Source organism: Methanosarcina sp. MSH10X1 (genome assembly GCF_004099695.1).
In the GTDB taxonomy this organism is placed as follows: Archaea; Halobacteriota; Methanosarcinia; order Methanosarcinales; family Methanosarcinaceae; genus Methanosarcina.
This window is the reverse complement of record NZ_SCHL01000005.1, coordinates 71,634-89,921: the sequence shown is the minus strand read 5'-3', so window position 1 is coordinate 89,921 and position 18,288 is coordinate 71,634. Positions and strand designations below refer to the sequence as shown.

Annotated in this window: 15 protein-coding genes, 3 tRNA genes and 1 pseudogene; 13 read left to right on the top strand and 6 right to left on the bottom strand. The window is 40.6% G+C overall.

Going from position 1 to position 18,288, the window contains the following annotated elements; genetic code table 11:
• Positions 1 to 277: 277 nt before the first annotated feature.
• Both EQO05_RS06010 and EQO05_RS06005 read left to right on the top strand, forming a co-directional pair.
• On the top strand, positions 278 to 679 hold the full coding sequence (locus tag EQO05_RS06010) for a transcriptional regulator (RefSeq protein WP_128504707.1): 402 nt from the start codon (positions 278 to 280) through the stop codon (positions 677 to 679).
• 732 nt (positions 680 to 1,411) lie between these two features.
• Positions 1,412 to 1,825: a transcriptional regulator gene (locus EQO05_RS06005; RefSeq protein ID WP_128504705.1), complete on the top strand. Its 414-nt coding sequence runs from the start codon at positions 1,412 to 1,414 to the stop codon at positions 1,823 to 1,825.
• Between the two features lie 361 nt (positions 1,826 to 2,186).
• Here EQO05_RS06005 and EQO05_RS06000 read toward each other — a convergent pair.
• A tRNA-Ile gene (locus EQO05_RS06000) sits at positions 2,187 to 2,260 on the bottom strand.
• Between the two features lie 60 nt (positions 2,261 to 2,320).
• Positions 2,321 to 2,397 (bottom strand) — tRNA-Ile (locus tag EQO05_RS05995).
• 224 nt (positions 2,398 to 2,621) lie between these two features.
• Here EQO05_RS05995 and EQO05_RS05990 point away from each other — a divergent pair.
• Together EQO05_RS05990 and tnpA are read left to right on the top strand one after the other, a co-directional pair.
• Positions 2,622 to 2,693 (top strand) — tRNA-Ala (locus EQO05_RS05990).
• A 282-nt stretch (positions 2,694 to 2,975) separates the two neighbouring features.
• Positions 2,976 to 3,438: pseudogene (gene tnpA, locus EQO05_RS05985) on the top strand (IS200/IS605 family transposase).
• A gap of 660 nt (positions 3,439 to 4,098) precedes the next feature.
• Here the strand turns inward: tnpA and EQO05_RS05980 are convergent.
• The gene (locus EQO05_RS05980) at positions 4,099 to 5,427 is read right to left on the bottom strand and encodes a PGF-pre-PGF domain-containing protein (protein ID WP_240664380.1); all 1,329 of its coding nucleotides are present in this window, start codon (positions 5,425 to 5,427) and stop codon (positions 4,099 to 4,101) included.
• Between the two features lie 623 nt (positions 5,428 to 6,050).
• On the opposite strand from EQO05_RS05980, the gene EQO05_RS05975 reads away from it, so the two are divergent.
• The gene (locus EQO05_RS05975) at positions 6,051 to 7,034 is read left to right on the top strand and encodes a glycosyltransferase family A protein (RefSeq protein ID WP_164888480.1); all 984 of its coding nucleotides are present in this window, start codon (positions 6,051 to 6,053) and stop codon (positions 7,032 to 7,034) included.
• A 146-nt stretch (positions 7,035 to 7,180) separates the two neighbouring features.
• On the opposite strand, the gene EQO05_RS05970 is transcribed toward EQO05_RS05975, so the two are convergent.
• On the bottom strand, positions 7,181 to 7,705 hold the full coding sequence (locus EQO05_RS05970) for a hypothetical protein (RefSeq protein WP_128504702.1): 525 nt from the start codon (positions 7,703 to 7,705) through the stop codon (positions 7,181 to 7,183).
• A gap of 258 nt (positions 7,706 to 7,963) precedes the next feature.
• Here EQO05_RS05970 and EQO05_RS05965 point away from each other — a divergent pair, with 258 nt between their 5' ends.
• The 8 genes from EQO05_RS05965 to EQO05_RS05930 all read left to right on the top strand — a co-directional run bounded on the left by EQO05_RS05965 (position 7,964) and on the right by EQO05_RS05930 (position 13,722).
• On the top strand, positions 7,964 to 8,443 hold the full coding sequence (locus EQO05_RS05965) for a hypothetical protein (RefSeq protein ID WP_128504700.1): 480 nt from the start codon (positions 7,964 to 7,966) through the stop codon (positions 8,441 to 8,443).
• A 242-nt stretch (positions 8,444 to 8,685) separates the two neighbouring features.
• Positions 8,686 to 9,345, top strand: a complete 660-nt coding sequence (locus tag EQO05_RS05960; protein WP_128504699.1) for an SdpI family protein — start codon at positions 8,686 to 8,688, stop codon at positions 9,343 to 9,345.
• Between the two features lie 93 nt (positions 9,346 to 9,438).
• Positions 9,439 to 9,957, top strand: coding sequence for a peptidylprolyl isomerase (locus tag EQO05_RS05955; RefSeq protein WP_128504697.1), 519 nt, complete (start codon positions 9,439 to 9,441; stop codon positions 9,955 to 9,957).
• Entirely contained in the window at positions 9,954 to 10,523 is a 570-nt protein-coding gene (locus EQO05_RS05950; protein WP_128504695.1) for a peptidylprolyl isomerase, read from the top strand. The genes EQO05_RS05955 and EQO05_RS05950 overlap by 4 nt, the downstream gene beginning before the upstream one ends.
• 123 nt (positions 10,524 to 10,646) lie before the next feature.
• On the top strand, positions 10,647 to 11,117 hold the full coding sequence (locus EQO05_RS05945; RefSeq protein WP_128504693.1) for a peptidylprolyl isomerase: 471 nt from the start codon (positions 10,647 to 10,649) through the stop codon (positions 11,115 to 11,117).
• A 27-nt stretch (positions 11,118 to 11,144) separates the two neighbouring features.
• Positions 11,145 to 11,561 (top strand): OB-fold nucleic acid binding domain-containing protein, encoded by a 417-nt coding sequence (locus EQO05_RS05940; protein WP_128504691.1) that lies wholly within the window; start codon positions 11,145 to 11,147, stop codon positions 11,559 to 11,561.
• Positions 11,562 to 11,695: 134 nt separating this feature from the next.
• Complete coding sequence (locus EQO05_RS05935) at positions 11,696 to 12,874, top strand: sugar phosphate nucleotidyltransferase (protein WP_128504689.1); 1,179 nt, start codon at positions 11,696 to 11,698, stop codon at positions 12,872 to 12,874.
• Between the two features lie 251 nt (positions 12,875 to 13,125).
• Positions 13,126 to 13,722 carry a diacylglycerol/polyprenol kinase family protein gene (locus EQO05_RS05930; RefSeq protein ID WP_128504687.1) on the top strand — a complete coding sequence of 199 codons (597 nt, stop codon included), beginning with the start codon at positions 13,126 to 13,128 and terminating at the stop codon, positions 13,720 to 13,722.
• A 202-nt stretch (positions 13,723 to 13,924) separates the two neighbouring features.
• Here EQO05_RS05930 and EQO05_RS05925 read toward each other — a convergent pair whose 3' ends face one another.
• Both EQO05_RS05925 and EQO05_RS05920 read right to left on the bottom strand, forming a co-directional pair.
• Positions 13,925 to 16,408, bottom strand: a complete 2,484-nt coding sequence (locus tag EQO05_RS05925; RefSeq protein WP_128504685.1) for a VWA domain-containing protein — start codon at positions 16,406 to 16,408, stop codon at positions 13,925 to 13,927.
• Positions 16,405 to 18,285 carry a VWA domain-containing protein gene (locus tag EQO05_RS05920; protein ID WP_128504683.1) on the bottom strand — a complete coding sequence of 627 codons (1,881 nt, stop codon included), beginning with the start codon at positions 18,283 to 18,285 and terminating at the stop codon, positions 16,405 to 16,407. The genes EQO05_RS05925 and EQO05_RS05920 overlap by 4 nt, the downstream gene beginning before the upstream one ends.
• Between the last annotated feature and the right edge of the window lie 3 nt (positions 18,286 to 18,288).

Here is an 18,288-nt window from a genome sequence, read left to right as displayed (position 1 = left end):
TATAAGTCGTAAGATGTTTTATTGTCAGGAAGTTTTTATAGGCATATAATTATATATAAGGAGAAAGTATTATTATTTAAATCAACTGAGAAAAACAGATTTTGTGAGATACTCCCACAGATCCGAAACTCATATAAATAGAAATATATTTAATAAAGGCAATAAAAGATAGTTAAAAATAACATATCTAAAAAATATGTTTCTATTGATCTGATAATACTGGATGAGAAATGATATCGGAAGTGAACATAAACTATTCTTTCGGTATAAACGGTAGATGATAGTTGTGGCAGATAATGAGTTTATATTAGAGGGCAATGACTTTAAGATGGGAGAGGTTGAATACGAGATGGTAGAGCTTTTGAGGAGGCTTAATATCAACAGGCCAGTTGCTCTAACCCTTGCATGCCTTTCCAAAGGAGAGGAAATTTCTTCCCAATGTATTGAGATGGTATCAGGTTTGAGGCAGCCGGAGGTAAGCATTGCCATGCGCTACCTTCGCGAAAACGACTGGGTAGATATGCGGGAAGAAAAGAAAAATCAAGGCAAAGGCAGACCTGTCAAGTTGTATAAACTGACGGTCCGCATGGAAACGATTATCAATACAATAGAGGAAAGCGTAATGGCTGAAAGCAAAGCCGTCCTCCAGAACATCGAACGTCTCAAGAATCTTTCCTGAAACCGATTTAAAGCCTAAATATTACAGACGTTTCCATTAAATCTTCCGTACATTCGAAGAAATTTAATCATAATATTGAAGTCCGGGTTTTATAACCCTGATATGACTTCTTATAGATCACCCCGGAAGTAAAGGCGTTTAACGGCATTTCAGCACTCTTTTAGAGTTATGTGACTCTTTTTTCATCTTTATAATATCTTTTTTCCATCCCGGAAGTATTCCTTTTTCCATCCGAACCTGAATTTCAAAAAACGTAGAGCAGGAGAATTTCTTCGGATGCAGGATATAAATACAAATTGTACCTGGAAGAAACATCTAAATAGAGATAAAGAGGGCATCTTGCAGACTTGATAATCTTTTCTCTGAAGAAAATACTACAACTTCTTTTTACAACCTGATAACTTTAGAGAACTGGTGAGCAGAAAGTGCTGAAACTCATCTGTAGCCTTCCACAAAGCAGGACAGATTTTTTTATAATTTCAGATCAGGGCTGAAATTGAGGAAGAATCTTAGTTGAGAAAGAATGTTACTAATACTTTTAAAATTTGTAGCATATGGAGATAAAAGTCGCAGGCTCTGCCGAAAAGGACAAACAATGTCAACTGACCACTTGTAGAAGAGACGGGCATTAAAAACATCCTAAAATATGAGTATAAATCGATAAATATTAAAAAGAAAACATAAGTAAATATTTATATTAATTTACTCTATAATGGTTCTTCGGGTGATTAAATGATAGATGAAAGTGGTCCAGTTATGGATATTTCTAAAACAAAAGAAGATGTTCCGACAGCTATGGGATCAATAGAATACGAAATGATAGAATTGTTTAGAAGAATTAATGTCAGCAGACCAATTGCTCTTACGCTCGCATGCCTGGCAAAAGGAAGAGAAATTTCATCCCAGAGCATTGAAATGGTATCGGGCCTCAGGCAGCCTGAGGTCAGTGTCGCAATGAGATATCTCCGCGAAAACAACTGGATAGATATTCGGGAAGAAAAGAAATCAAAAGGTAAAGGCAGACCGATCAAACTATACAGGCTTACAGTGCCAATGGATTGCATTGTCAGCAAAATCGAGGAAGAAATTATAGCCGAAAGCAGAGTCGTGCTCAGAAACATAGAGCGCCTGAAGCACATTGCCTGAAATCCTTAAAGGGGATTTACCCCACTCAAATTTTCCTTGACGATCTACTCTTTTACTACATTCCTATTCATAAATTTCCTGTTTTGAGAATTTTCCTGTTACATACAATGTATTTGAAGTTCGTTTTTCTCTTAATTATTATTCTTCCGAAGTTTAGATCTTAAATAAAAACGAAATGAAAGACTTAAAATGAGATAATGAGTTAAAAGCGAAACAAAGAGTTAGAAACGAAAAAAAAAGCTGAAAGTGGGATAAAAGCTAAAAAATGAATAAAAGTTCAAATTATAAAATAAACCGATCAAAAACAGGATAACAGCACTAAAACGGGATGAAAGCGTGATAAAAACTTAAAAATGTATAGTGGGCCCGCTGCGATTCGAACGCAGGACCTCACGGTTATCAGCCGTGCGCTCCACCAAGCTAAGCTACGGGCCCAAATAAAGGACAAGTGTGATTATAAAAACCTGAAGTTTTCCTGTAAAGGATATTGAGGTATGGTGGGCCCGCTGCGATTCGAACGCAGGACCTCACGGTTATCAGCCGTGCGCTCCACCAGGCTAAGCTACGGGCCCTTATGTCAGGTTTTTTTGAATTATCGAAGTTGAAAAGCTTTTTCGGGAAAGCATCCCAATCCGACAACACTTCTAATACTCAATTTACTACTTATAGTTTTTGCTTGAAAATTTTAAGTTTCCAAGTTCCAAAAATTTATTTACAGGATGCCGAGCCATCATGGCGACAGGTTTATATAAGATACCGAGTGTATGAGGGTTGCTGATTCAAGCAAGCCTTATATGGGCCGGTAGATCAGGGGAAGATCGCTACCTTGGCATGGTAGAGGCCTCGGGTTCAATTCCCGACCGGTCCACTTAAAAACTTTTAATAATGCTAATATTTTTCGTTATCCTGATCAATATTACTATTTTTTCAGACTTCTTATTTTTCAGATCTCTCATTTTTCAAACTACTTACTACTATGGAAGAGCAGAGGGTCACGAATATCCTGACCTTTAGGTCGGGGATGACGTGAACCCTCGCTGGCTGTTTATCTCTGCATAACTGTGCAAATCATCAATTTTTTGTAAAATATGGTTTTTGGCACCATAGCCACAGGTGGTGCCAGCCACCTATGGCTAGGATGTGATATTCATTGGAACTACATATTTTTAGTCAGGGATATAGTCAGATTACCTACCACATCATATGGTGCCTAAGTATCGATACAGTATATTCTACAATAAGCGAATTAAAAAGCATTGCGAGTTGATTCTCAGTAATATTTGCGTGGAAAAAGGATACAAAATACATGCAACGGAAGTCGTAATAATCATGTTCACTTGTTTCTAGAATTCCATCCAGGTAATTCTCTATCTGAAGTAATTCAATACTTGAAAGGAGGTAGTTCTTATAGGCTATTCAAGCTTCATCCTGAGATGAGAACTCGATATTGGGGTGGAAGTCTATGGTCAAGTGGCAAGTTCTATCGATCCGTAGGAAATGTAATTGTTGACACAATCACGCACTATATTAAGGAATCGCAGGGAAAAAAGACAACAGAGTTTCAATCATATAGGTTAAAGTTATCTGGACAACGAAGAATTAACGATTTCTAAATACCGGAACAACCGGGCGGGCGGCCCGAAGCAGACCTTATCCTTTAAGGTGGGATGGTCGCCCACGATTGATTTTATAATTTCTCTATTATTTGCGTATTTCACCATTTCATCAAAGTTTTTTCCAAGAATTACATATAAAATCTAGTATTTGTCCATATATCTTTTGTAATGTCTTAACAGGTTGTATTATTGTGCTCGTTACCATCCCTTGTCGTATTTTATACAAATTTAGTTTTATAATATAGGATCCTGTATATATTTAATATTGAAAGTATACGTAAGACAACTCGGGATAATAGCTTGGTAACCAAGCTGCAATTGTTCTTAGAATAATCTTAGAAGGGTTCAGAAGTGTCAAAGAATAGCCTTAAGAATTGCTCTTAAGAATAATTAAAAGAGGATACAGTAAAAAAGGATACAATTGGTGCATTCGAACCTTTCCGAGAAACTTTTAAGAGGATACCATTAGAGTTCTAATGGGAAGCTATGAAAAAATTATAAGTATGTATAACAATGTCAATATCATACACAAAGCACTAAATAAACGATCCATTGGACTTGCTTGCCAACCCCAAAGAAATTTTAGAAACGGATAAAGACGATAAATCAAGCCCATCTTATGTGTTTCTCGTACATGCTGATCAGAAAAGGGCAATATTAATTGCCCTCAAGTATTTCAATAATAACTTCTAAAAGTTTTATTACCACATTCTTCGTTGGTTCATCTATTTCTTCTTCCTGTGGCGTATCTACGGTCTGCTTTAGAACTTTATCTACAGTTATTGCCTTACTTGTAATTGCAAACGTAGAATATTCATCCACTTCAGCTTTGAAATAGATATACTTAGAGTCCTCACTTGTTATCATTATTGGAACTTCTACCCATTTGCCACCCTCGTATATTTTCAGGACAATGGCAGAAGAATCCAGTCCATTTGCAATGAGCCATGACTTTTCTACCTTAAAGTCTACAGCTGCATTATCGATGTCAATTACCTGCTTATTGTCGTTATCAATGAATATGTTGAATGATTTGTAGACAACACCTGTGGGTGGTTTCTTAATATATTCAGGCTTCAGATCTTCTACTACAACCTTTGCCTTACCAGCATCTTTTGTAGGTACGAAGTATACATTATTGACAACTGAGTTGTCATTTTCGACATCAATAGATACTGTTTTGCTATTATCTATGTCTATCTCTGTTGATTCGATTGTCTGGATAACAGTTGTTGAATTATAAATAGATGTGTAATCTGAAGAATCATTATCGTATATAGTAGAATTTTCTACAATAGTTGTATCATCGTCTGAATATGTACTATCGATGTCTGTTATTTCAGTATTGTCAATATCAGTTATTTCAGTGTTTTTTTCTTCAGTATATATAACTGTGCCAGGACCATCGTTGGTAATAGTATCTACATCATTACTATCGCCAACAATAGTGGTATCTGTAGTTCCAATATCAGTTATATCAGTGGTAGTTTCTTCATATATAACAGGACCATCAGATGTAATAACATCATCAGCCTCATCAACTATTACTGTAGTATCTTCTTCTATGTTTGTTTCTTCGTAATCTATATTAGTTTCTTCTTCTATGTTTGTTTCTTCATAATCTATATTAGTTTCTTCTTCTATGTTTGTTTCTTCATAATCTATATTGGTATCTTCTATGTTTGTTTCTTCGTAATCTATATTAGTTATATCATCTGAATTCTCTTCACCTGTAGTATCAGTTGCAGAACTATCATCAGTAGGCTCGTCAACAGAATCATCTGAGGTTGTATCACCAGTTGATGCGTCATTAATAGAACTATCATCTGTTACATCAGCAGCAATATCATCTGATGAATCACCAGCTGAATCGTCGCTTGCAGGACTATCACCTGTTTCTTCGGCTGCCACAACACCTATTCCGATATTTGCCATTAATATAAAAGCGGCAAATATAATTGCAAGAATTCTTCTAGATTCGCACACAGAAAACACCCACACAAAATATTTTTCAATTCTTTATCTCAGATAGTAATCGCAGGAAGGAGGCTTTAAGCTTCATTGATTATTGATCTGAAATTGGCATTGATAGATCAGCTAAGGATCAATTTTAAAGCTCTTGATTAAATTTAAATCCCATTTAATAAAATAGTAAATAATATTTAATATTGTCGAATAGTTGTTATTCTATTGAAGACCTTATATATTTTATCAAGAGCTTGAATATTCATTTTAAGCCTAAAACGTGTGGGTTGCGATGCCTGGATTATATTAAACCAGTATTAAGAATCAGAAAAATCAATTATTATTTCTCCGCCAATCAACCTGTAACTTTTTTTTCACTTTTTTGCACCGATCCGTACATCATAAAAATACAAACGTTACAGGGTAAAAGCACTACTAACCAAACGAAAATTTTCTTTCCCAGTTCTTTCTCATAAAAACACATACTCTTATTTTAATATATGTAAATTATTATAAATTTTGATTAATATATTACTATTATTAAAAAGGGGAGAATTACGGTAATGGTTTTTTAGAAGATGGTTACTGCAAGGCTTTCCAAACTCTAGAAGTTAATTACCTCCCCTTTTTCAGAGCTAGTAGAATTGAATATTGAAAGGAGGCGTATTCTGGTTAAGTTTTCAGTTGTTATCCCTCTTTACAATAAAGAGCCGCATGTTAAAAGAGCGTTAAAATCTGTTATAAGCCAGACAATTCAGGATTTTGAAATAGTTGTGGTAAATGACGGATCAACGGATAAAAGTGCAGATATAGTAAAGAGTTTCAGTGATGCCAGGATTCGATTGATCAACCAAAAAAATGCAGGTGTCTCGGCAGCACGTAATAGAGGCATTAATGAAACTAAATCCGAGCTTATAGCCTTTCTGGATGCGGATGACGAATGGATGCCGGACTATCTGGAGACAATCCTGAGGCTGAGGGAAAAATATCCAGAGGCAGGCCTGTATGCAACTTCGCTAAAAACTGAATTTATTGATAATGTGCTAATAGATAAAGACGAAAAGTTAAGAGAGCTTATTCCGGATGAAGGATTAATACTAAATTATTTTAAAGTAAACCTGAAAGATATTTCCCATAAGGATATATTTTATACATCTTCAGTAACCGTTCCTAAAAAGATTTTTTTGGAAATTGGGGGATTTCAAACCGGTTTCTGGTGGGGTGAAGATATTGATATGTGGGGTAGAATTGCCCTGAAATATTCCGTTGCGTACAGCAGTAAGGTGTGCGCTATTTACTATCAGAATGTTGTCAACAGTGCCGCATACAGAAAAAAACCTGTAAAGGGTCATCCTCTTTTAAAAACGGGAGAAGAAGCTTTAAAGCTTGGCAAGGTACCACATTACATGAAAAAAGATTTAGAGGAATATATGAAATTTGTTGAGATGTGTACGGCAAAACATAATGTAGAAGCTGGTGACAGAAACCTGGCTTTCAACCTTCTAACCAGAAATGATTTCAATTTAGCCTATAAAAAAATCCTGCTTAACACGATCCTCTCAACAATCCTCGAAAACAATTTCCCAGCAGTTTCCCAGTCGGTTTGTCAATTTGTATTTAAAAAATAGTATTTTGCAGTAGATATATTTAAAACATAATTTGCAAGTTACAGACGTTGAAATAAAGGAAATGATTTAAGGAAGATATTCAGGGCATTTTCTGAAGAGAATCCGCATCTATAATAATAAAACTAATGTGGAAAACTAGCATAAACTCAATTGCAGATACCCCTTTCGAGTAGCTCCCTTTGCCCGATATTGTCTTCTCCCCATTTTTGCTTTACAGCATCGCTCCACTGGAGTTTAAAGTCTCCGATCATGGACTTTGGGACTGCAAAAACGTTTGCTCTCGTGATTCTGGAAACCCCTGACTTTGACAATTTATACCTGTTTGATTTCGTATCATACACCATCTGAGAATTAAACCAGAATGAGTTCAGTATCTCGGAAAATTTACAGTTAACCTGGCTCGGCACTTCATCCGGTTCTTTTCCTCGCCTTCGCTTCCTTTTTTCTATTTCAATCTCTTCTTTTCGTATGTCTTCCAGATACCATAAGCTTCTGTCAATCTCGCTTTTAAAAACAATCAAATGCCATTTCAGAGACAGTGAATACGGTTTTCTTAAAAGTTCCTGCAATTCGGCAATCAGATCATAATCATCTGTAGTACTTTCAATTTCGTCCATTATCCTTCTCATTCTTGCCAGATTTGCTTTCTGTCTTTCCTGACTCGTTGCCATAAATATTAACCACACAATAATTTTATTTATACTGTATACGCTGTAGCATATTTTAACCCTTCGTTTGCAGGAAATAAACGAAAAAGGTAGCCAAAAAATAGACATAAGGTTCTAAAATATGCCGGAAATAAATGTGTAAGAAGTTATATAATTCAGAAATCAAAAGCGATTTAATGAGCAAGTAAGCAGAAAGTTTTATATGTCTAAACTTATTAATTTATTAAAGCCTAGAAATTTTTTCTTATGTATGAGGCTTTTATGACTAATCATGAAGGTTTTCTATATATTATAATTTTTATTAATTTCTTTATGTTCCTGGTGGGCTGTACGACTCTTGCCCTTGCATACGTTATCCTGCCTCAAGTTAAAAATAAGCTACGTAGCGCAGCGATTATTCTTGCAGGAATATTACTCAATTTTGCCTTATTTATGGATGGTGAGATTAGCTGGCTGATCGCAGGAGCGATATGTTTTGCAGTACCGATGACCGTTCTTATCCCACTAGTTCTTGTTCCCGAGCATCTTAAAAAAATTCCGGATTTTCCCCAGGTTTTTATATGTTATTTATTTATTTTTATTCTGTACATGATTCTTCCCTTTATCCTTATAGAAACCGAGATTTCAATGATTCCATTTCTATACTGGGCTACTCCTCTTTCAAATGGTCTTGTTTATATCTGCCTTGTGATTGGCTGCTTCGGATTGGCAGTAGCCGTCTATAGGCTTATTAAAGAATAGCTTATTTTTTTAAATTGATCGGAGTAATGGGTTTAGCAAGCGTCTCAAAGTAGATTTATCAATAAAATTTCAAAAGATTCTTCTTCAGAGACTCTTAATTCTGGAAAATTTATTATTAATGATTTTTATGAAATATATCCAATAAGACATATTTATATTTCCGACAGCCTGTTTCCAGACATATATCAGCATACTTTCGGGTTTCCAATTTTTTAAATAATTGAAAAATCTTAATAACTTGTATGCGTAAAGCTACAGTTATAATTACAGGATTGATTCTCCTTTCTTTCATAGTTTCAATCTATTTTTACCCTCGTGTGCCTGATCCCATGGCAACTCACTGGAACTCACGGGGAGAAGTAGACGGTTATATGCCAAAATTCTGGGGAGCTTTTTTCATGCCTCTGGTGATTACAGGACTTGCAGTATTATTCCTTGCAATCCCCAGGATCGATCCTAAGAAAGAGAATATAACGAAGTTCAGGAAGTATTATGATGGGTTTATAATTCTTCTTATTCTTTTTATGCTAACCGTCCATCTCCAGGTGTTACTCTGGAACACAGGTATAAGAATTAGCCCGAATGCCGTGATTCCCGTAGGAATAGGGCTTTTGTTTTACTACATAGGAGTCCTTATGGAAAATGCAGAAAGAAACTGGTTCATTGGCATAAGGACGCCCTGGACCCTGAGCAGCGACAGGGTGTGGAGGAAGACCAACCGACTTGGAGGAAAACTGTTCAGGATTGCAGGGATAGCTGCTGTGCTAGGAACCTTTTTCCAGAAACTTGTATTATTTTTTATTCTAGGGCCTGCACTTTTTATTGCAGGTTTTACGGCTGTTTACTCATATCTTGAATACCAAAAAGAATTAAAAGAGACTGAATCCCCGATTAAAATCTGAAAGAAAAAGCTCCGGAAATCTGTGTGTTCACAGCTCCCAGAATCCCTATTTAACCGGTATTTAACTTTTATTTTAGCAGTACGTTTATGTAGCATGTTCTCGTTTGTCTTAATGATTCTTATGGCTGAGGATATAACAAACGATACAGGCAAAAGCATTGAGAAAGGGGATACTGTCTCAGTTAATTATGTAGGAAAACTTGAGGACGGCACAATTTTCGATACTTCCGTAAAGGAAGCAGCTATGGAAGCAGGAATATATAATCAAATGAGAGACTATAAACCCCTCACATTCACGGTCGGCGCAGGCCAGATGATAAAAGGGTTTGATGAGGGCGTTATCGGGATGAGAGCAGGGGAGGAAAAGACTCTTGAAATCCCACCTGAAGAAGCATATGGGGAACGCAGCGAAGAATTAACAAGAGAACTACCGATTGAAGCTGTTGATTTTACTCCCGAAGTCGGGATGAGGCTGGCTACGGACACCGGTCTGACAGGCACTATCACAGAGGTCAGTGAGAGCAACTTTGTCGTAGATTTCAACCACGAGCTTGCAGGAAAAACCCTGATCTTTCTGGTAGGAATAGTTTCTGTGGAGGAAAGCAAAGAATGAAGTCCGGCAGAGGAGCGGTTTTTTTCATAGCGTTACTGCTCCTGGTAAGCACAATTCTTGGCAGCGGATGCACGGATAACGGGAGTGAGGGAGGAGACAGCAGAGAAGTAAAATCCGGAGATACGGTCCAGGTAGACTATACGGGAAAGCTTGAGAACGGCACGGTTTTTGACACCTCAAGGGAGGACGTGGCAAAACAGGAGGGCATTTACATTGAAGGGAGAGAATATACTCCTCTGACCTTTACAGTAGGTTCAGGGCAGGTAATCCAGGGTTTTGACCAGGGCGTAGTAGGAATGAAAGTAGGGGAAGAAAAGAATCTCACGATCCCTCCGGAAGAAGCTTATGGAGAGTATGATGAAGCCAGAATTCTGGCTATTCCGATTGAGGAGTTAAACGTAACAAACCGATCCGAACTTCCTGAAGCCGGGCAAACTATTACGGATATGTATGGGAGATCATTCAAAGTAACGGCTGTAAATGACACGCATATTACTATTGATACCAATCATGGGCTTGCAGGCAAAACCCTGATTTTTAATATAAAACTCGTTTCAATAGAATAAATTTAAGTTCCTGAAAATCAAATTGAGAATTATAGCATTTCTTCAAAATGTGCATCCTTTCGGGATCCAGATAGATTTTGAGATGCCGTATGCCGGAGGGAAAATGTACAGGAGAAAAGAATAATGGAAAATTCTCGCACTGTAAAAAAAGGAGACTATCTTCTTATTGACTATACTGGAAAATTCGAAGATGGAACAGTATTCGATACCACCTCGAAGGAAAAAGCTCTCGAAGCAGGCATATATGAGGAAGAAAAGGGTTACAGACCTTTATTTTTCAGGATGGATGCAGGTCAGGTAATAAAAGGTATCGATCAGGGCGTACTTGGAATGAAAGAGGGGGAAGAAAAAACTCTTATAATCCCTCCCGAGGAAGCTTATGGAGAATACAAAGACTATCTTGTCCAGAAAATTCCCCTGGCAAGGCTTGAACTCCAGACACCCCCTGAGCCGGGAAAGAGAATAACAACACCCGGTGGCAGAGAGGTTAAGGTGCTCAATTCCACGGAAACTTCTGCCACCCTGGATTTTAACCATGAACTTGCAGGCAAAACTCTAATCCTTGAAATAAAACTTGTCTCAATCGTAAAGTAATTCCAGATCCAGAGCAGGAGATAGAGTATGGAAAAAGAAGAAAAAGTCATGGTACTGCTGCTATTTATGACATTAACTTCTCTTATGACAGCTTATCTTTGCTTTGGACCGGAACTTACAGCGTCTGGACAGGAGTCAGGGGAAGAAATCAGGCAGTACACAAGGGAATCCGGTGTAGGGGAAAAAGTATTCCTCGAAGCCGAAGTTTTGAGCAAACGGCTCACTTATAAAGGCGAACACCTTCTTTTACAGGTTGACTGTGACTCCGAAGTCCTGACCGTTTTTATCCCAAAGACTGCGGGTGCTGATGCCCTGAATAATTCGATCCGGGAAGGAGATTTAATCGGTTTAACGGGTACGGTCTCGGAATATGAAGGGAAAAGGGAAATCACGGTTGAAAGAAAAGAAGATATTCTTTTAAGTGATAGTCATTCTTCGGAGTAACTATATTTTTTTCTGAACAATTACTATTCTTTTGAGTAAAAATCGTTTTTCTGAGTCATCATTATAAATAACCTTTCAGATAAAAATAACATATCGTTAATAATATATTCATAAAAGAACATATGGGAAAAAATATGAAAGCATGTATCATGTGCGGAGGGGCAGGGACAAGACTCAGGCCTCTGACATTCAAGCACCCTAAACCGAGCATACCGATTCTTAATAAGCCGTCAGTCCGGCATCTGATAGAGCATCTTTCAAGAGAAGGGTTCAATGAGATAGTTATAACCCTGGGATACATGGGAGAACTCATCGAAGAGCAACTCGGGGATGGGCATATGTTTGGGGTACATATCGACTATGTGTACGAGAGAGAAAAGCTCGGAACGGCAGGCGGGGTAAAAAATGCCGAGGCATACCTTAAAGACGAGCCATTTATCGTGCTGGGGGGAGATCACGTTCTTAACCTTAACCTGAGAGAGATGTACCGTTTTCATGAATCGAATGACGCTCCGGTAACTATAGGGCTTCTTTCGATTGACGATCCGAGAGAATTCGGAATTGCGGATATGGACATAAATAACCGGATCCATCGTTTTCTGGAAAAACCAAAAGCAGGACAGATATTCAGCAACCTTGCGAGTACAGGAATTTACGTTTGCGATCCTTTGATTTTTGAATGGATCCCCAGACACAGAAAATTTGACTTTGCAAAGGACCTCTTTCCCTGCATGCTTGAAGCCGATAAGAAAATCAACGGCGTGCTTGTACGGGGGAAATGGACTGATGTAGGAAGTTCGGCAGCATACAGGCAGGCACAGCGCTGGATGCTCGATGCCCTTCCCGGAACGACAATTGAAGGGCATTTCACGACCCGGAACGCAAGAATAAAAGGCCCGCTCTCCATAGGAAACAACGTGTGCATAGGTTCGAATTCCTCCCTTGTGGGACCAATAGTCATAGGGGAAAACACAAGTATAGGCGATAATGTCCTCATCGGGCCTTACAGTGTTATAGGCTCGAACTGTATTATAGAGGACAACGCAAAGATTCTTTCATCGTATCTATTCGATAATGTGTCCATTGGAAAGGATTCCAATATTTCAGGCGGGGTAGTATCGGACGAAACCGTAATTGGGGAACACTGTTTCCTCGAAAACGGAACCGTTATCGGGCATAAAGTAACCATTGGAAACAATTCAACAATACACTCCGGGGTTAAGGTCTGGCCTGAAATCATAATAGAGGAAAACTCAAGCATAAAGGACACTGTAGTCAATTCCGATTATGACACTGCACATGAAGGCTCGTAAAATTAGCGTTTCAAAGGATGGAATCCGGCACGGATAAATTAACCGGATTCCCTGTCCGGTTTTTTCAGATTATGTCATATCTATCAACTGGGGTCTGAGTTTCTTATTCTTCTTTCTTATCTTCTGCTGTTTAAAGGCTTTTTTTTCGTTGCGTTTAATGTCGGGGATTACACCGGAAAAGATACACAGCAACAAGGAAAATACAGAAACAGATATAACTTTATACTATAACCTTCACAGATTCTTTTGCCATGCCGCCCGGAGAATTTATCCTGGAACTTCTGAGAAAAAGTGTGCATCTGGTCTCAATCTTTATCGTGCTCATCTACGAATTTTTCGGAAAGGAAGCTGTGCTGTGGGTGCTCATGTTATTTCTTGTGACTGTTCTCGTGCTTGACTATCTCCGGATTGAGCATAAGATTCGAATACCTTTTTTCTATATCATGTACAGAAAAACTGAAGCCGACAGGTTTGGAGGCCACGTCTTTTTTACGCTCGGAGCCATTTCCGTAATTTCACTGTTCAGCCGGGAAATTGCTTATGCTGCAATTCTTATGACAACCTTCGGGGATCTGGCTGCAGCTCTGATAGGAAAATTCTATGGGAAAAGGCGGGTCTTTCAAAAGGTATTTAAAAACGATAAATCAATTGAAGGTTCAGCCTCGGAATTTATTATTGATTTCCTTATCGGGATGCTTATAGTCGGAAACCCGATAGTCTCGCTGGTAATGGCTTTTCTTGCAACCCTTACGGAAACCGCAGCCAATAAAATTGATGATAACCTTATTGTGCCGGTCTTTGCCGGCTTTTTCGGGCAGGTGACGCTGATTCTTCTAACGTACATATAATGATTTTAAGAGGGCATTTTTAAAGAGTATATTATTTCTAATGGATCTTTCAAGAAATGTCTATCGTTAAAAGGGTTTTTCAGAAAGGACTCTGGAGAGAATTGTCTGAATGATAAAGATAAGAGTCAATTAAGAGTATAAGAGCCCGTTAAGAGAATAAGAACCCGTTAAGGGTAGTAAGAGCCCATTAAGGGCTCCATATTCACGATTCTACCTCAATCTGCGCATTTTTAAGCTTTCTCATCTCCTTTATGCGCCTGGCAAGAATCTCACCCAGGTAAAGCATAAGCGCTGCGAGGAGCACAGGCATTTTCAGGCTCACAGGTTCATCTGACTGCCTTTCTGAGTTCTGCCGCGCATCTTTCAGGAGAAGGGCTCTTGCATCCTTTTCAGTATAGATTTTCCCTCCGGTTGCAAGGATAAGAGATTCTATATCCTCATTGAGCCCGACATCCCGATACTCAAGCTGGTAGTTTACCGCAAGCGGGTAGCCTGAGATATCATGGACTCCGATTGAATCGGGATTTATGCTTGCCTCGTAGGTGTTCCTTCCTGTAAGTGCCAGGTCGAGAGGGCTTCCGTCCAGTTTAACCTCAGGGATTCCCTCATCGTACATGGTGAGAGTCAGGTCGGAAGGCGTACCCAGCCAGGTATCCGGGCTGTCCACCGCAGCCCCTTCTTCAGCTCTCGGGTTTCCTATTGCCCAGTTCGTGGTACCTGAAATAAGTCTTGCTGTTGAGTTGCCATAAAGGGCAGATGACCAGCGGGAACCTTCACCTTCCCCATTGTCCGTAGTAAAGGCTGCAACCCTGCCAAGCCCGAAGCGCCAGGTGGTAAGCACAGGCTTTCCGGTAACAGTGATAACAAGGCGTTCAGCCCCGGCTTTCGGAGTAACATCATTATATCCTGTAATACTGGCATTTGAGAGGTTCACGTTCTTTGTAATGAAGTGGTCGGGAGAGTACTCAAGCAGAGGGTAAGCATCAAGCTCGACGACTTCCTCTTCTTCTCCCTCTTCAGGAGGCTCTGCCGGCGGCTCAAAGCCTATATTAGCCCTTTCGCCTTTGTTAATGTGGAAATAGCTATTTTCAAGCCCGAGCTCTCCCATCAGGTTCTCAGCGTAATAGTTTCTGGTTTTATCAGCCTGGGAAGGAGCTACTGACTGAACATGGATAAAATACAGGTTTACACCGAGTTCCTGGAGTTCTCTTGCAGCCTGAAGGCTTGGCTCATATGAATCCTCAATTGCTCCGTCTGAAATAATAATAGCATCAAGTTCGCCATCGCTGCCTGCAAGCATAGCTTTTGCGGTGTTGAGCCCCTCGTTTAAGGAAGTTTTGCTCTGCTCGTCGGGAGTCAGCCTCGAAATCTTATCTTCCAGAATTTCCCGGTTCTGGGAAAGACCCAGAAATACAAACCCTCCGGAAACATCGTATCCTTTGCTTCCGAAAGCTATAACTCCGGCATTCGCATCCCTGAGATTTTCATTCTGGATAATATAGATAGCATTTGCCAGAATATCTGCCTGGGTTTGATGGGCAGCAGTACTCGGAGAAACATCAAGGATCAGGACGAGGTTCCTTCCACCTTTATATTCGGAAGGCTTTGAAAGCACAGGCAGGATTTCCTCAAGCGAGGAGTTAAGATAATTTCCATAGTTATAAGCCTGCTCACCTCCAACGACAACCAGCCCGCCTCCGTTACTGACATAATTCTTTATTTCTTTAATCTGGGTTTCGGAAAAAGAACTCATTAGCTGGTTATCAAGCACCAGAACCTTGCTGCTTTCGAGAGCCGCTGCTCCGGGATAGGTACTGACAATCGAGACATTGTAAAGTCTGTCAAGAACCCTCCCGAGAGGAGAATCGGGCTCATTCGTAACAAGGGTAAGTTTCGGCTTTGGAATAACATACACGGACTTGAAGAATTCATTATTAACCTCATTGCGGTCCTCCCCCTGCGGAGTGATTTTTACCCTGAGATTATGAGCGCCGAGGGTGGTAAAAGCCTGATTAATCGGGAGGGGTTTCTCACTATTGTTCCTTCCCTCCAGGGTAAAGTCCCTGCTCTGCGCAAGCTGTCCGTCCACAAAAACCTCAAGGAAATAGCTGGCGCTTTGATTTGAAGCCTGCCGGACAACTATCCCGAATTCATTCTGGTTATCCACGACAACAGTCTTGTCCCCGACCATCTCGACACTGAGGTCATTTGTCGTGAGTTCGGGCTCGACAAGATAGACAGGCGTGTCGGTTTCTTTTGCGAACTCAAGAGCTTCAGGGAGGTCTCTGCCTGCATTGTTGTTCCCGTCGCTGACAAGGACTATCTGGTTGCCGCTGCCCGCGTATTGCGTAACAGTATCTCCAAGCGAGGTTTTATCCCCGGTTAGCTGGACTAAAGCTGTCGGGGTACTGGCTACAAGAGCCTTATACAGATCACCGCCTGCTTCTTCAGTGAAAATACCCATGCTTGAAGTCTGGTCCTGAACCAGTACAAGCGAGGGGTCTTCTTCACTAATGGTCTGAGTTACCGTAGTATAGGGAGAAGCCAGGGCAATCACAAGCAGGAAAGCGACAAGCATTCTCCATTCTACGAGTTTCGTTTTTGTCTTCCGAAGGAGGTAAAATCCCACAACAATTACAGGGATTACCAGGAAGAGCATCTCGGGATGTTCAAGCGATAGATTCATAATTCACCCCGCTGGCGCACAATAAGGATTTCAAGCAGTATGAGCAGGAATAAAACTCCTATAAGGTAGCTGGTAATGTCATTTTTGGCCGTATATGTATCAGCCCTCACAAGTCCGGGTTCATCCTCCGAAACCGCCCTTTTCATCAATTCCGAGGCATCGGCAGTAGTATTCGATTCCCTGTCATCATACAGATTGACTGCGATTCTCTTCCCTGCAAGCTCGTAGATTCCGGCTTCGTCAAAGAGGATGCGGTTTGAAGTGAAAGTTTTTGTAGGTGTACGGATTTCCTCGGTCTTCGAAAGGGAAGTCAACGAACCGGTTTCGAGGTTGTATTCCGAGATGTCACCTGCTCCTCCGAGCCACTGGATGAGTTTTATCCAGAAGACCGGGTATTCGGGCAGGTTGTGGAAATTATTCCAGGAGTTTTCCCCGAGTTCATCACTCAGCCCCATATAGAAAACCGTTCCTCTGCCTACCTGCCAGTAACTTAATACCGGGACATCATTCTCTTCCAGGGCTACCAGGGTTGTCGAGCCAGTCCTCTCAGATGCATTCAGATATCTGCGGACTGAGATTTCTTCGCTTCTGATATCCTTCGTAATACTGCTCTTCAGGACTTCCTCGACCTCAAGCCCCTCCTCGGCATCCTCAAGCCTGAGAGGTTTCACAGGCAGGAGCTTTATGAGGCCAACCTCGGTTTTCTCGGGAACGAGGGCTCCGCTTACAATAAAGACCGCATTGCCTCCGTTCCTGACATAGCTTTCGATTCTCTCGACCGAACTGTTCCCTATAGGGGTCTCTTTCTGCGCAAGCACGACAAGAGAATAACTATCAAGCTCGGCAGGTACGGATTTTGAAACGGTAAGGTTACTGTTCGGGAGCAGGGAGAGTGCAGTTTTCGAGGGCAGTTTGCCGTTATCAGTCACATAGAGTATACGCTGGCTTGAGGTTTCAGGGATAGAGATGTAGGCTTTATCGTCAACAGGCAGGCTGTCTTCCACATTAAGCCGGACTGTTGTTATGCCAGGTCCAAGGTTTCCGAGAGTGAACTGGTTTGTTTCGCCTGCGGGGACATCAAGGGTAAAAGATGTTGAGGCATTTTCTGAAGCACCTCTGCCTGTCTCGATTGTAACACTTTCGTTCCGGTCCCTGTAATTCTTGATTACACCGGTGTATCCGTAATTACCATCCGTAGCTTCAATCCAGCCATTGATGATTCCTATATTATCGGCAGGCTTTCCTACTTTTACGAAATTCACCTCAATTCCATAGGATTCAGCCAGGTTCTTGGAAGCAACCGGATCATCGCCTTTTGAGTTGGTAAAGTCCGAAACAACGATAATCCGGCCCCCTTCCGTGGAAAGAGCCCGCATGCCCGTGGTTATTGCTGCAGACAGGTCGGCAGTGCCCGCTCCTGGCCTGACCTTCTGAAAAATATCATGGGCAGCCGAGGCACTTCCTCCTTCAAGAGCAGTCAAAGGCATATCCGAAGCCAGGATTATGCTGTTTTTCTTGCTCACGTAACCGTCAGCAATCCCAACCGCATCCTCAAAGCGGGAATCGACCTGCATGCTCGCAGAGGTATCCAGGATTAGCACGGTATGCTCCCCGCTCAGAGGCTCTTCCGAGTTGTAATAATAGCCTGCTGCCGCAATGGAAAGAAGGATAAGCATCAGAAGCTGGATAAGGAAAAGCGGATCCTGCACGATTTTGGTTAGTGAGGCATAAACCCGTTTTCTTTCCCTTTCAAGCTTAAGGACGAACATGAGTGAGGGAATTGAAAGCACCGCCGGCTTCGGGCGGAGCATGTAAATAATAATAAGCGGGATGACACTCAGGAGAGCGGCAAGAGCAAATGGGTTTTCAAAAGGCATTTT

Coding starts and splice junctions, on each gene's coding strand:
- EQO05_RS06010 (WP_128504707.1), top strand. CDS start 278: ATGATAGTTGTGGCAGATAATGAGTTTATATTAGAGGGCAATGACTTT.
- EQO05_RS06005 (WP_128504705.1), top strand. CDS start 1,412: ATGATAGATGAAAGTGGTCCAGTTATGGATATTTCTAAAACAAAAGAA.
- EQO05_RS05970 (WP_128504702.1), bottom strand. CDS start 7,705: ATGGCAACGAGTCAGGAAAGACAGAAAGCAAATCTGGCAAGAATGAGA.
- EQO05_RS05965 (WP_128504700.1), top strand. CDS start 7,964: ATGACTAATCATGAAGGTTTTCTATATATTATAATTTTTATTAATTTC.
- EQO05_RS05960 (WP_128504699.1), top strand. CDS start 8,686: ATGCGTAAAGCTACAGTTATAATTACAGGATTGATTCTCCTTTCTTTC.
- EQO05_RS05955 (WP_128504697.1), top strand. CDS start 9,439: ATGTTCTCGTTTGTCTTAATGATTCTTATGGCTGAGGATATAACAAAC.
- EQO05_RS05950 (WP_128504695.1), top strand. CDS start 9,954: ATGAAGTCCGGCAGAGGAGCGGTTTTTTTCATAGCGTTACTGCTCCTG.
- EQO05_RS05945 (WP_128504693.1), top strand. CDS start 10,647: ATGGAAAATTCTCGCACTGTAAAAAAAGGAGACTATCTTCTTATTGAC.
- EQO05_RS05940 (WP_128504691.1), top strand. CDS start 11,145: ATGGAAAAAGAAGAAAAAGTCATGGTACTGCTGCTATTTATGACATTA.
- EQO05_RS05935 (WP_128504689.1), top strand. CDS start 11,696: ATGAAAGCATGTATCATGTGCGGAGGGGCAGGGACAAGACTCAGGCCT.
- EQO05_RS05930 (WP_128504687.1), top strand. CDS start 13,126: ATGCCGCCCGGAGAATTTATCCTGGAACTTCTGAGAAAAAGTGTGCAT.
- EQO05_RS05925 (WP_128504685.1), bottom strand. CDS start 16,408: ATGAATCTATCGCTTGAACATCCCGAGATGCTCTTCCTGGTAATCCCT.
- EQO05_RS05920 (WP_128504683.1), bottom strand. CDS start 18,285: ATGCCTTTTGAAAACCCATTTGCTCTTGCCGCTCTCCTGAGTGTCATC.